Consider the following 12,863-nt stretch of genomic DNA (forward strand, 5'->3'; position numbering starts at 1 on the left):
CGTGTGTTATTCGAGCAATGATGAGCGCAGTGTAAAAAACAATCGACAGTGCATTTCACTATATAAATGCCTATATTTGGCGACAATTCTTGGCAAAAACCCTTTTGACAGAGGCGTATCCCCTATGCGTACCAACACCCAGACCAAACGGGAGCTGGACAAGATCGACCGCAATATCCTGCGCATCCTGCAAACCGACGGGCGCATCTCGTTCACGGAGCTGGGGGAAAAGGTCGGGCTGTCCACCACGCCCTGCACCGAGCGCGTGCGGCGCCTGGAGCGCGAAGGGATCATCATGGGCTACAACGCACGGCTCAATCCCCAGCATTTGAAGGGCAGTTTGCTGGTATTTGTCGAGATCAGCCTGGATTACAAGTCGGGTGACACCTTTGAAGAATTTCGCCGAGCCGTGCTGAAACTGCCTCACGTGCTGGAGTGCCATCTAGTGTCGGGTGATTTCGACTACCTGGTGAAAGCGCGAATCTCGGAGATGGCTTCGTACCGCAAATTGCTGGGCGATATCCTGCTCAAACTCCCCCATGTACGCGAATCCAAGAGCTATATCGTGATGGAAGAGGTGAAAGAAAGCCTGAACCTGCCGATCCCTGACTGACCCACTGACACAACACGGTCAAATGTGGGAGCTGGCGTGCCTGCTCCCTTGGTTTTAACCGAGTACATCCGCTAGACCAACACCTGCCGGGTACTCGCCATGTACTCATGAATCTGCTTCTCCACCCGCGGATGAATCAGCTCCACTGGCCGGCGGCCATTAGGGCACGGCAAGGTCTTGGTGGTGCCGAACAGGCGACAGATCAGCGGCCGCTCGTCATACACCGTGCAACCCTTGGGCCCCAGGTGCACGCAGTTCAGCTCGTCCATCGCCGCCTCTTGCTCGGCAGCGGTCTTGCGCGGCAGGCGCGACATTTCCTCGGGCGAGGTGGTCACCGGCCCACAGCAGTCGTGGCAACCGGGAACGCACTCGAACGAAGGAATCTGGCGACGCAGCGCGCTGATTTTCTGACTGTTGCAACTCATCGAAACCCATACCGAACGGCGAATAGACGTGGATTCTGACGCAAAACGCCCCGCGCAGACAGCGTCGTGCGACCACTGTATCCTGCGTCAAATTTTCCAGACAGGGAGGTTCCCCATGACCGCCAGCGCCCGGCACACCGCTTCCTACTACGCCGCCAGCAGCGTGCCGCAACCGGATTACCCGACGCTGACCGGTGAGGTAAACGCCGATGTCTGTGTGATCGGCGGGGGGTTCTCCGGGCTCAACACCGCCTTGGAATTGGCCGAGCGCGGCTTTCGCGTGGTGTTGCTGGAGGCGCGCAAAATCGGTTGGGGCGCCAGCGGGCGCAATGGCGGCCAGTTGATTCGCGGTGTCGGCCACGGGCTGGATCAGTTCACCCAGGTGATCGGCAGCGACGGCGTGCGCCAGATGAAGCTGATGGGCCTGGAAGCCGTGGAGATCGTGCGCGAGCGTGTGGAGCGCTTCCAGATCCCCTGTGACCTGACTTGGGGCTACTGCGACCTGGCCAATAAACCCCGCGACCTGCAGGGCCTGGCCGAGGATGCCGAAGAGCTGCGCAGCCTGGGTTACCGCCACGAAGTGCGCCTGTTGCAAGCCAGCGAGATGGGCACCGTAATCGGCTCTGATCGCTATGTAGGCGGCATGATCGATATGGGTTCCGGCCATCTGCACCCGCTGAACCTGGCACTGGGTGAGGCTGCCGTTGCCCAGCAGTTGGGCGTGGCGCTGTACGAGCAATCCCAAGTGACCCGTATCGACTATGGCCCTGAGGTCAAGGTGCACACCGCCCAAGGCACTGTGCGCGCCAAGACCCTGGTACTGGCCTGCAACGCCTACCTGAACGGGCTCAACCCGCAACTGAGCGGCAAGGTGTTGCCCGCCGGCAGCTACATCATTGCCACCGAGCCCTTGAGCGAGGCGCAAGCCACCAGCCTGTTACCGCAGAACATGGCCGTGTGTGACCAGCGCGTGACGGTGGATTACTTCCGCCTGTCCGCCGACCGTCGCCTGTTGTTCGGCGGCGCCTGCCACTACTCCGGTCGAGACCCCAAGGACATCGGCGCCTACATGCGGCCGAAGATGCTGCAGGTATTCCCCCAATTGGCAGACGTGAAAATCGACTACCAATGGGGCGGCATGATCGGCATCGGCGCCAACCGCCTGCCGCAGATTGGCTGCCTGGCCGATCAACCCAACGTGTATTACGCCCAGGCCTATGCCGGCCATGGCCTCAACGCCACGCACCTGGCGGGCAAGCTGCTGGCCGAGGCCATCAGCGGCCAGCAACAGGGGCGCTTCGATCTATTCGCTCAGGTGCCACACATCACCTTCCCCGGCGGCAAACACCTGCGTTCGCCGTTGCTGGCCCTGGGGATGCTCTGGCACCGCCTCAAAGAACTGCTCTGATCAATCGCGCCAGAAGGGTTTCAAACCCTCACGGCGCGCCTGCTCGGCGGTCAGCCCGATGTCGCGTAACTGCTCGCGGCTCAGGTCCAGCAGGGCCTTGCGCGTATGGCGACGGCGCCAGAACAGATGCCAGCGGCCAGGCGCCGGGGCAGTGAGCGCCTGCTCCTGCCCCGCTTCCAGTTCCTGACTGCGTAACGCCAGCCGTACATCGCTCATGCCGCTCATTTGACTGCCCCTCATTGGCCTGTTGCCTTGAGTGACCAGCATGCGCGGGCGGCCAGAACCATTACAGATTCAGCCAACTTTTATTAGATCCATACAGATACTCCCTATGCGTGGCTGAATCCTGTATTTTCCCTCTATCTGTACTGGTCCCTCGGGAGCGACCACCATGACTCTTTACGTCAACCTCGCCGAATTGCTCGGCACCCGCATTGAGCAGGGCTTCTATCGTCCGGGCGATCGACTGCCCTCGGTGCGGGCCTTGAGTGTGGAACATGGGGTGAGCCTGAGCACCGTGCAGCAGGCGTATCGGTTGCTCGAAGACAACGGCCTGGCGATGCCCAAGCCCAAGTCGGGCTATTTTGTTCCGGTGGGCCGTGAACTGCCGGCACTGCCCGAGATTGGCCGCCCGGCCCAACGCCCAGTGGAAATCTCCCAGTGGGACCTGGTGCTGGAACTGATTCGTGCGGTGCCGCGCAAAGACGTCATACAGATGGGTCGGGGCATGCCGGATGTATTGTCGCCCACCTTGAAGCCGCTGCTGCGTAGCCTCGCCCGTGTCAGCCGGCGCCAAGACCTGCCGGGGCTGTATTACGACAATATCCTCGGCTGTATGGAACTGCGTGAGCAAATCGCCCGGCTTTCATTGGACTCCGGTTGCCAACTGAGCGCCGAAGACATCGTGATCACCACCGGTTGCCACGAAGCCCTCTCCGCCAGCATTCACGCCATTTGTGAGCCCGGCGATATCGTCGCGGTGGATTCGCCCAGCTTCCACGGTGCCATGCAGACCCTCAAGGGCCTGGGCATGAAAGCCCTGGAAATCCCCACCGACCCGCTCACCGGCATCAGCCTGGAGGCCCTGGAGCTGGCGCTGGAGCAGTGGCCGATCAAAGTCATCCAGCTCACCCCAAACTGCAACAACCCCTTGGGCTACATCATGCCGGAAGCGCGCAAACGCGCCTTGCTGACCCTGGCCCAGCGCTTTGACGTGGCGATTATCGAAGACGATGTGTATGGCGAGCTGGCCTACAGCTACCCACGCCCGCGCACCATCAAATCCTTCGATGAAGACGGGCGTGTGCTGCTGTGCAGCTCGTTCTCCAAAACCCTGGCGCCCGGTCTGCGCATTGGCTGGGTCGCACCGGGACGCTATCTGGAACGGGTGCTGCACATGAAATACATCAGCACCGGTTCTACGGCTACACAGCCGCAGATTGCCATTGCAGAATTCCTCAAAGGCGGTCATTTCGAGCCGCATTTACGCAGGATGCGCACCCAATACCAACGTAATCGCGACTTGATGCTGGATTGGGTCAGCCGTTATTTTCCCGCTGGTACGCGTGCCAGCCGGCCCCAGGGCAGCTTTATGTTATGGATCGAGCTGCCGGAGGGCTTCGACACCTTGAAGCTCAACCGCGTGCTGGTGGAACAAGGCGTACAGGTGGCGGTAGGCAGTATCTTCTCCGCTTCCGGCAAGTACCGTAACTGCTTGCGCATGAACTACGCTGCCAAGCCAACAGCGCAGATTGAAGAGGCCGTGCGCAAGGTAGGTGCTGCCGCTGGCAAGATGCTGGAAGAGACGGCGGACTGACCTTTCCCGAGCAATTGCCGTCATATGCCACAACCGCCCTGACCTGGAAGCAGTTTCCTTGATGATTCGACGGCTTTTACCGTTTTGCCTGCTGGCCGCCCTGGCCCTGGGCGGCTGCGCCACGGTCGACACCCCGCGCATCCCCAGCGATGCCCTGCCGGCGAAGGACTCCTCGTTCGGTCGCTCGATCCAGGCCCAGGCCGCCCCCTACCAAGGGCGCTCGGGCTTTCGTTTGCTGCCCAACAGCAGTGAAGCCTTCATGGCCCGCGCCGAGTTGATCCGCAACGCCCAGACCAGCCTCGACTTGCAGTACTACATCGTGCACGACGGCATCAGCACACGCATGCTTGTGGACGAACTGCTCAAGGCCGCCGACCGCGGGGTGCGCGTACGCATTCTACTGGACGACACCACCAGCGATGGCCTCGACCAGATCATCGCCACCCTCGCCGCCCATCCCAAGGTGCAGATACGCCTGTTCAACCCGCTGCACCTGGGGCGCAGCACCGGCGTTACACGCGCCATGGGCCGTGTATTCAACCTGTCGCTGCAACACCGGCGCATGCATAACAAGCTGTGGCTGGCCGATAACAGCGTGGCCATCGTTGGCGGGCGCAACCTGGGCGACGAGTATTTCGACGCCGAACCCAACCTGAATTTCACCGACATCGACATGCTCAGCGTCGGGCCGGTAGCCGAGCAATTGGGTCACAGCTTCGACCAGTACTGGAACAGCGCCCTGAGCAAGCCTATCGATGACTTCGTCTCGAACAAACCCTCCAAGGTCGACCTCGCCGTCGCCCGCGGGCGCCTTGAAGCCTCCCTGGCTCAGTCCCGTCAGCAGAACCACGCGCTGTATAACCGCCTGCGCACTTACCAGACCCAGCCCCGCATGGACATCTGGCGCCGCGAGTTGATCTGGGCCTGGAACCAGGCGCTGTGGGACGCACCGAGCAAGGTACTGGCCAAGGCCGACCCCGACCCGCGACTGTTGCTGACCACCCAGCTGGCGCCAGAGCTGGCGGGGGTCAGCCATGAGCTGATCATGATTTCGGCTTACTTCGTACCGGGCCAACCTGGGCTGGTCTACCTCACAGGGCGTGCCGATGCGGGTGTTTCGGTGCGCCTGCTGACCAACGCCCTCGAAGCCACCGACGTACCGGCCGTGCACGGCGGTTATGCGCCGTATCGCAAGGCACTGCTGGAGCACGGGGTGAAGCTCTATGAGCTGCGCCGGCAGCCGGGCGATCCCAGCGCAAGCAGCGGCCCGCACCTGTTTCGGCATGGCAGCTGGCGCGGCTCGGACTCCAGCCTGCACAGCAAGGCGATGATTTTCGATCGAGAAAAGTCGTTTATCGGCTCATTCAATTTCGACCCGCGCTCAGTGCTGTGGAACACCGAAGTCGGCGTACTGGTGGACAGCCCCGAACTGGCCGAACACGTGCGCAACCTGGCGCTGGAAGGTATGGCGCCAGCGTTGAGCTATGAGGCCAAACTGCAGGACGGCCAAGTGGTGTGGGTGACAGAAGACAACGGCCAGATGCACACTCTGACTTGCGAACCGGGCAGTTGGTGGCGGCGGTTCAACGCCTGGTTCGCCACCAGTGTTGGCCTGGAACGCATGCTCTAAAACCCCTGCGGATCACCTGTGGGAGCCGGGCTTGCCCGCGATAGCGGTGTGCCAGACAACAAATCAGCTGGCTGACAAACCGTCATCGCAGGCAAGCCAGCTCCCACATTGGCCGCGTTTAAAGGTCAGGCCGGCTGCGTAGCGCCGAAAGCCCCCTGGCGCAGCAACAGCACCACCAACCCCAGCGCCCCGGCAGCCATCAACAGCGGCAGCGCATGCCCGCTGATCCACTGGCTGCCCGCTCCTGCCACCAGCGGCCCGATCAGGCAGCCAATGCCCCACAGCTGCGCCACGTGAGCGTTGGCACGCACCAACGCATCGTCGCGGTAGCGCTCGCCAATCAAAATCAGCGACAAGGTAAACAAACCGCCGGCACTGGCGCCGAACAGCACCCACACCGGCCAGATCAGCAAGGTGTGCATCAATAACGGCACCGCCAGGCTCGACGCCAGCAACAGCAGTGCACAGGCCAGAAACAGAGTGCGTCGCGGCAGGTAGTCGGCCAGCGCGCCAATGGGCAATTGCAGCAACGCATCGCCCACCACCACCGTGCTGACCATCGCCAAGGCGATCTCAGCGGTAAAACCCTGTTGCAGGCAGTACACCGGCAACAACGTCAGAATCATCGCTTCGAAGGCAGCGAACAACGCCACAGCCCAGGCAATCGCCGGCAGGCCAAGGCAAAAGCGCCACAGGTCGCCAAACGTCATGCTGAACGAATCCGCTGTCGGCGCCCCGGTACGTCCTAGCAACAGTAACGGCGCCACCACTAAAAGGCCTGCGCCGACCCAGAAGCCATAGTCATGATCGGTGCCTATCAGGCCCAGCAGCAACGGCCCCGACAGCTGGCTCAAGGCATAGCTGCAGCCGTAGAGCGCCACCAGCCGGCCACGCCACTGCTCGACCACCAGTTGGTTGATCCAGCTTTCGCCAAGGATGAATACGATGGTCAGGATCACCCCGATCATCAGCCTGAGCACCAGCCACACCGGGTAGCTGGGCAGGATCGCCAGCAAGCCGATGGACACCGCACCGGCCCACAGGCACAGGCGCATCAGGTTGGCAGTGCCGAGCCAGGACGCCATGCGGCTGGAGACCTTGGCGCCCAGCAGGACGCCGAATGCCGGCATCGCCGCCATCACGCCAATGGCGAAACTGCCATAACCCCAACCTTCAAGACGCAGGGATACCAACGGCATGCTGACACCCAGGGCCAGGCCAACGCTGAGTACCGAGGCCAGCACGGCGAAATATGTCGCCCAACGCATTGCCACGCTCCTGTGGATAATTCTGCTTCGCAAAACGAACTGTAGGAGCGAGCTTATGTGGGAGCTGGCTTGCCTGCGATACAGACGCCTCGGTGTGTCAGCCACACCTCAGTGATGCTATCGCAGGCAAGCCAGTTCCCACACAGGCTCGCTCCTACAGGGGATCAGCAGTGTTGCTTAGAGCTTGATCCAGGTCGCCTTCAGCTCGGTGTACTTGTCGAATGCATGCAGCGACTTGTCGCGGCCATTACCCGACTGCTTGAAACCACCGAACGGTGCGGTCATGTCGCCGCCGTCGTACTGGTTAACCCACACGCTGCCGGCGCGCAGAGCCTTGGCCGTCAGGTGTGCCTTGGAGATATCCGCCGTCCACACCGCCGCAGCCAGGCCGTATTGGGTGTCGTTGGCGATGGCGATGGCTTCTTCGGCGCTGTCGAAAGTGATCACCGACAGGACCGGGCCAAAGATCTCTTCCTGGGCGATCTTCATGGCATTGGTCACGCCGTCGAAAATCGTCGGCTCGACGTAGGTGCCGCCGGACTCTTCCAGGGTGCGCTTGCCACCCGCGACCAGCTTGGCGCCGTCGGCGTGGCCGGCTTCAATGTACGAAAGCACGGTGTTCATCTGCTGCGTATCCACCAACGCACCCACAGTGGTGGCTGGGTCCAGTGGATTGCCGGGTTTCCAGCCCTTGAGGGCCTCGATCACCAGCGGCAGGAAGGTGTCTTTGATCGAACGCTCGACCAGCAGGCGCGAGCCGGCAGTGCAGACTTCGCCCTGGTTGAAGGCAATGGCGCTGGCGGCGGATTCGGCCGCCGCTTGCAGGTTCGGCGCGTCGGCAAACACGATGTTCGGGCTCTTGCCACCGGCTTCCAGCCATACACGCTTCATGTTCGACTCGCCGGAGCGGATCAACAGTTGCTTGGCGATCTTGGTGGAGCCCGTGAACACCAGGGTATCGACGTCCATGTGCACCGCCAGGGCGTTACCCACGGTGTGGCCATAGCCAGGCAGCACGTTGAACACGCCTTTTGGAATACCAGCCTCAACGGCCAACGCGGCGATGCGGATGGCGGTGAGCGGGGACTTTTCGGACGGCTTCAGGATGACAGAGTTGCCGGTGGACAGCGCCGGGCCGAGTTTCCAGCACGCCATCATCAACGGGAAGTTCCACGGCACGATGGCGCCAACAACACCGACGGGCTCGCGGGTCACCAGGCCCAGTTGATCGTGGGGCGTGGCGGCGACTTCGTCGTAGATCTTGTCGATCGCCTCGCCGCTCCAGCTCAGGGCTTGCGCCGCGCCGGGGACGTCGATGTTCAGGGAATCGCTGATGGGCTTGCCCATATCCAGGGTTTCAAGCAGCGCCAGTTCTTCGGCGTTAGCCTTGAGCAGCGCGGCGAAACGGATCATGACGGACTTGCGCTTGGCCGGTGCCAGGCGCGACCACACGCCGGAATTGAAAGTGGCACGCGCATTTTCCACGGCGCGCTGGGCATCGCTGGCATCACAGCTGGCGACAGTGGCCAGCAAGCGCCCATCCACCGGGCTGATGCATTCGAAGGTGTCACCGGAAACGGCGGCGGTGTATTCGCCATTGATATAGGCGCGGCCTTCGATCTTCAGAGCCTTGGCGCGTTGTTCCCAGTCGGCACGGGTCAGGGTGGTCATGCGAGTGTCCTCCTCTTATTGAATACAAGGGCCTGGGAGGTTTATCCCGGCGCCATCACGAATGCTTGCCCGACCAGCCTGCTGTTCGGCTCAAGGCAGCTGCCACCCTAAACCAGCGGCTGGGGATGTTTCAATATATTTGACATAACGGCGGCAAACGCCCTTGCGATGTTCATTTTAATAAACATAGACTTTGGACTCTCCAACCGCAGGCCAGACGGGAAATGCACATGAGCATCCAGGACATCGTCGATTTCAGCCAAGCCAACACCGCCCCCGAACGCTACCGCCCTGCCGCCGAGAAAATCCTCAAGGGCGATCCCGAGCAGACACTCTACAACCACTACAACAGCCCATGCGGCCAGATGAACGCCGGCGTCTGGGAAGGTGAAGTGGGCCAGTGGAAGGTCAACTACACCGAGCATGAGTACTGCGAGATCGTGCAAGGCGTGTCGGTGTTGCGTGATGCCGAGGGGAATGCCAAGACCCTGCGGGCCGGCGATCGCTTTGTGATCCCTGCCGGTTTCAGCGGTACCTGGGAAGTGCTGGAAGCGTGCCGCAAGATCTACGTGGTGTTTGAAGAGAAAGCCTGATCATTGATTGATCGACAACGGGACGCTAAGCGTCCGAGACGGCATTCCCACGCAGAGCGTGGGAACGATCAGGCAAAAAAAAGCCCGCATCGTGAGATACGGGCTTTTTTTCACAAGGAGGAAAATCAATTACTTGATTTTGCCTTCTTTGTAGATCACGTGCTTGCGAACGCGCGGGTCGAACATTTTCTTTTCGAGCTTGTCCGGGGTAGTACGCTTGTTCTTGTCGGTAGTGTAGAAGTGACCAGTACCGGCGCTAGAGATCATTCGAATCAATTCACGCATGATAGAGCTCCTTAGATCTTGCCAGCGGCGCGGATTTCGGCCAGCACGACAGTGATGCCACGCTTGTCGATAATACGCATGCCTTTAGCAGATACGCGCAGACGCACGAAACGTTTCTCTTCTTCAACCCAGAAGCGGTGATGCTGCAGGTTCGGCAGGAAACGACGACGGGTTTTGTTATTTGCGTGGGAAATGTTATTCCCAGTCACCGGACCCTTACCGGTAACTTGACAGACTCTCGACATGCCTCAGCCCTCTAAAACCACATGCCCAACCCGGCATGGGTTGGCCGCTTAATCTCTCAGTCATTTGGCGCCAGGCGCCGCGTTTCTTTAGGGTCTTACCGGCTACACCTACAGTGAAGGAACCGGGCCCCTAGAAAAGAGCGCTGCTTTATACCAGAAAGACCCCAGTGCAACAACAACCTGTGTACTTTTAGCAGCGTAAATCTTGGCCACAAGTGCCTGAACCGCTGCCAGGAGGGGCCGCTGTAACAGCCGACCGCTCGTCGCACAGAATGATTTACAACGCCTGCGGTCACAGGGAAGTGCACGGCGAAACACGCTGAGGCGCCATCAAAACAGCATTTTGGCCAAAAGCACAGGCAAAAATGGGCTAGTCATTTATCAATCAGACCTCTACGGTAGGCTTTTTCCAGACTGCACTCGCAGATGGGCCTTCGATCTGCACAGGAAACCGAATATGCGCCTCGCTGCCCTACCGCTATTGCTTGCCCCTCTCTTTATTGCGCCGATGGCCGTTGCGGCCACCAACTTGAGCGTATGCACCGAGGCCAGCCCCGAAGGCTTCGATGTGGTGCAGTACAACTCACTGACCACCACCAACGCCTCGGCCGACGTGCTGATGAACCGTTTAGTGGAATTCGACGCGGCCAGTGGCAAGTTGGTACCGAGCCTTGCAGACAGCTGGGAAGTGTCGCCCGATGGGCTGACGTACACCTTCAAACTGCACCCCGATGTGAAATTCCATCGCACCAGTTATTTCAGCCCAAGCCGCACCTTGACCGCCGAAGACGTGCGCTTCAGCTTCGAGCGCATGCTCGACCCGGCCAACCCGTGGCACAAGATCGCCCAGAGCGGCTTTCCTCACGCCCAATCCCTGCAATTGCCCAAACTGGTCAAGAAAATCGACGCCCTTGACCCACTGACCGTGCGCTTCACCCTCGACCATGCCGATTCCACCTTCTTACCAGCACTGAGCATGGGCTTTGCCTCGATCTATCCGGCTGAATATGCCGATAAATTGCTCAAGGCCGGCACACCCGAGAAGCTCAACAGCCAGCCAATCGGCACCGGCCCGTTTGTGTTCGTGCGTTTCCAGAAAGATGCCGTGGTGCGTTACAAGGCCAACCCGGACTACTTCGCCGGCAAACCGGCGGTGGATAACCTGATTTTCGCCATCACCCCGGACGCCAACGTACGCCTGCAGAAGCTGCACCGCGATGAATGCCAGATCGCCCTGTCACCCAAGCCCCTGGATGTGGGCGAGGCCGAAAAAGACTCGGCGCTGAAGGTGGAAAAAACCGCCGCCTTCATGACCGCGTTCGTCGCCATCAACAGCCAGCACCCACCGCTGGACAAGCCCGAAGTGCGCCAGGCGATCAACCTGGCCTTTGATAAGGGCAGCTACCTCAAGGCCGTGTTCGAAGGCACCGCCGAAGCAGCCAACGGTGTCTACCCGCCGAACACCTGGAGCTATGCCAAGGAGTTGCCAGGCTACCCGCAGGACCTCGCCAAAGCCAAGGCGCTGCTGGGCCGCGCCGGGCTCAAGGACGGCTTCAAGACCACAATATGGACCCGCCCTACGGGCAGCCTGCTGAACCCCAACCCGAACCTCGGCGCCCAACTGTTGCAGGCCGACCTGGCCAAGGTTGGCATCCAGGCCGAGATTCGCGTGATCGAATGGGGCGAGTTGATCCGCCGCGCCAAGGCCGGCGAGCACGACTTGCTGTTCATGGGCTGGGCCGGCGACAACGGCGACCCGGATAACTTCCTGACGCCGCAGTTCTCCTGCGCAGCGGTGAAGTCCGGCACCAACTTTGCCCGCTATTGCGACCCCACCCTGGATAAGTTGATCAGCGCGGGCAAAACCACCAGTGAGCAAGGTGTGCGCAGCAAGCTGTATCAGCAGGCCCAGGCGCAGATCCAGCAACAGGCGCTGTGGCTGCCACTGGCGCATCCGACGGCGTTTGCCTTGACCCGCAAGAACATCCAGGGGTACCAGGTAAGCCCGTTCGGGCGCCAGGACTATTCGAAAGTCAGCCTCAAGCCCTAAGGCACACTCCCACCTGTAGGAGCGAACTTGCTCGCTCCTACAGAGGCAGGACCGTTACAGCCAACCGTATTCAGCCATCGACAGCGGGTCGCCATCGCCCACGATGATATGGTCCAGCACCCGCACATCCACCACGTCCAGCGCCTTTTGCAGCAGCTTGGTCAATTTTCGATCAGCCGCGCTGGGCTCCGCGCTCCCCGACGGGTGGTTGTGGCACAGGATCAACGCCGCCGCGTTGTACGCCAAGGCGCGCTTGACCACTTGTCGCGGATAGACAATCGCAGCGTCGATGGTGCCCTGGGAAATGACCTCGAACCCCAGCACCCGATGCTTGGAGTCCAGAAACAGGCAACCGAATATCTCATGGGGCTCATGGCGCAGCAGCGCCTTGAGGTATTCGCGCACGGCCAACGGGCTCTCCAGCACCGAGTCAGCCCGCAAGCGCTCAGCCAAGTGGCGCCGGGACATTTCCAGCACCGCCTGCAGTTGGGCGAACTTCGCCGGCCCCAGCCCCAAATGCTGGCTGAACAACGTCTGGCTGGCCTCCAGTAACGGGCGCAGGCCACCGAATTGCGCCAACAGATGGCGCGCCAGATCCACCGCACTTCGGCCGGCAACCCCCGTACGCAGGAAAATCGCCAACAGCTCGGCATCGGACAGGCTCGCTGCGCCGCCTTCCAATAATTTCTCCCGCGGACGCTCCGCCACGGGCCAATCACGAATACTCATCCCACCTCCCTGTATCTGCTCCGCTGTTGCCCGGCGGGCGCTGTGTTATCGTAGGGCCCTCTTTTTTGCCGGCGATTTCACCTGGGGAGGGGTCATCGCAGGCGTCACTGAACTGGCATCACTGAACTGG

13 protein-coding genes are annotated in these 12,863 nt (G+C 61.0%); 6 read left to right on the plus strand and 7 right to left on the minus strand.

The window, feature by feature from the left end; genetic code table 11:
- Window positions 1–124 precede the first annotated feature (124 nt).
- A complete protein-coding gene (locus GH769_RS23985; protein ID WP_003176896.1) occupies window positions 125–613 on the plus strand; it encodes an Lrp/AsnC ligand binding domain-containing protein in 489 nt (162 codons plus the stop codon).
- A gap of 71 nt (window positions 614–684) precedes the next feature.
- On the opposite strand, the gene GH769_RS23990 is transcribed toward GH769_RS23985, so the two are convergent.
- Window positions 685–1,038 (minus strand): YkgJ family cysteine cluster protein, encoded by a 354-nt coding sequence (locus GH769_RS23990; protein ID WP_003195461.1) that lies wholly within the window; start codon window positions 1,036–1,038, stop codon window positions 685–687.
- Between the two features lie 115 nt (window positions 1,039–1,153).
- Between GH769_RS23990 and GH769_RS23995 the strand changes: the two genes are divergently transcribed.
- Window positions 1,154–2,446, plus strand: a complete 1,293-nt coding sequence (locus GH769_RS23995; RefSeq protein WP_032901895.1) for an FAD-binding oxidoreductase — start codon at window positions 1,154–1,156, stop codon at window positions 2,444–2,446.
- Here the strand turns inward: GH769_RS23995 and GH769_RS24000 are convergent, their stop codons facing one another.
- Window positions 2,447–2,671 (minus strand): DUF1127 domain-containing protein, encoded by a 225-nt coding sequence (locus tag GH769_RS24000; protein WP_032901894.1) that lies wholly within the window; start codon window positions 2,669–2,671, stop codon window positions 2,447–2,449.
- 166 nt (window positions 2,672–2,837) lie between these two features.
- Here GH769_RS24000 and GH769_RS24005 point away from each other — a divergent pair, with 166 nt between their 5' ends.
- On the plus strand, window positions 2,838–4,262 hold the full coding sequence (locus GH769_RS24005; protein ID WP_003195467.1) for a PLP-dependent aminotransferase family protein: 1,425 nt from the start codon (window positions 2,838–2,840) through the stop codon (window positions 4,260–4,262).
- A gap of 61 nt (window positions 4,263–4,323) precedes the next feature.
- Window positions 4,324–5,892, plus strand: coding sequence for a phospholipase D family protein (locus GH769_RS24010; protein ID WP_032901893.1), 1,569 nt, complete (start codon window positions 4,324–4,326; stop codon window positions 5,890–5,892).
- Window positions 5,893–6,017: 125 nt separating this feature from the next.
- Here GH769_RS24010 and GH769_RS24015 read toward each other — a convergent pair whose 3' ends face one another.
- Together GH769_RS24015 and GH769_RS24020 are read right to left on the minus strand one after the other, a co-directional pair.
- Window positions 6,018–7,160 (minus strand): MFS transporter, encoded by a 1,143-nt coding sequence (locus tag GH769_RS24015; protein WP_014720477.1) that lies wholly within the window; start codon window positions 7,158–7,160, stop codon window positions 6,018–6,020.
- Between the two features lie 177 nt (window positions 7,161–7,337).
- A complete protein-coding gene (locus GH769_RS24020; protein ID WP_003195472.1) occupies window positions 7,338–8,831 on the minus strand; it encodes an aldehyde dehydrogenase in 1,494 nt (497 codons plus the stop codon).
- 230 nt (window positions 8,832–9,061) lie between these two features.
- Here GH769_RS24020 and GH769_RS24025 point away from each other — a divergent pair, with 230 nt between their 5' ends.
- Window positions 9,062–9,424 carry a cupin domain-containing protein gene (locus GH769_RS24025; protein ID WP_014720478.1) on the plus strand — a complete coding sequence of 121 codons (363 nt, stop codon included), beginning with the start codon at window positions 9,062–9,064 and terminating at the stop codon, window positions 9,422–9,424.
- Window positions 9,425–9,553: 129 nt separating this feature from the next.
- Here GH769_RS24025 and rpmG read toward each other — a convergent pair whose 3' ends face one another.
- Together rpmG and rpmB are read right to left on the minus strand one after the other, a co-directional pair.
- Window positions 9,554–9,709 carry a 50S ribosomal protein L33 gene (rpmG, locus tag GH769_RS24030; RefSeq protein WP_003176906.1) on the minus strand — a complete coding sequence of 52 codons (156 nt, stop codon included), beginning with the start codon at window positions 9,707–9,709 and terminating at the stop codon, window positions 9,554–9,556.
- Window positions 9,710–9,720: 11 nt separating this feature from the next.
- Entirely contained in the window at window positions 9,721–9,954 is a 234-nt protein-coding gene (gene rpmB, locus GH769_RS24035) for a 50S ribosomal protein L28 (protein ID WP_003176907.1), read from the minus strand.
- 457 nt (window positions 9,955–10,411) lie between these two features.
- Here rpmB and GH769_RS24040 point away from each other — a divergent pair, with 457 nt between their 5' ends.
- Window positions 10,412–12,004, plus strand: coding sequence for an ABC transporter substrate-binding protein (locus tag GH769_RS24040; protein WP_032901892.1), 1,593 nt, complete (start codon window positions 10,412–10,414; stop codon window positions 12,002–12,004).
- A 54-nt stretch (window positions 12,005–12,058) separates the two neighbouring features.
- Here the strand turns inward: GH769_RS24040 and radC are convergent, their stop codons facing one another.
- On the minus strand, window positions 12,059–12,733 hold the full coding sequence (radC, locus tag GH769_RS24045; protein WP_014720480.1) for a DNA repair protein RadC: 675 nt from the start codon (window positions 12,731–12,733) through the stop codon (window positions 12,059–12,061).
- Between the last annotated feature and the right edge of the window lie 130 nt (window positions 12,734–12,863).

The sequence above is a fragment of the Pseudomonas sp. CFSAN084952 genome, assembly GCF_009648855.1.
GTDB classification, from domain to species: Bacteria; Pseudomonadota; Gammaproteobacteria; order Pseudomonadales; family Pseudomonadaceae; genus Aquipseudomonas; species Aquipseudomonas paracarnis.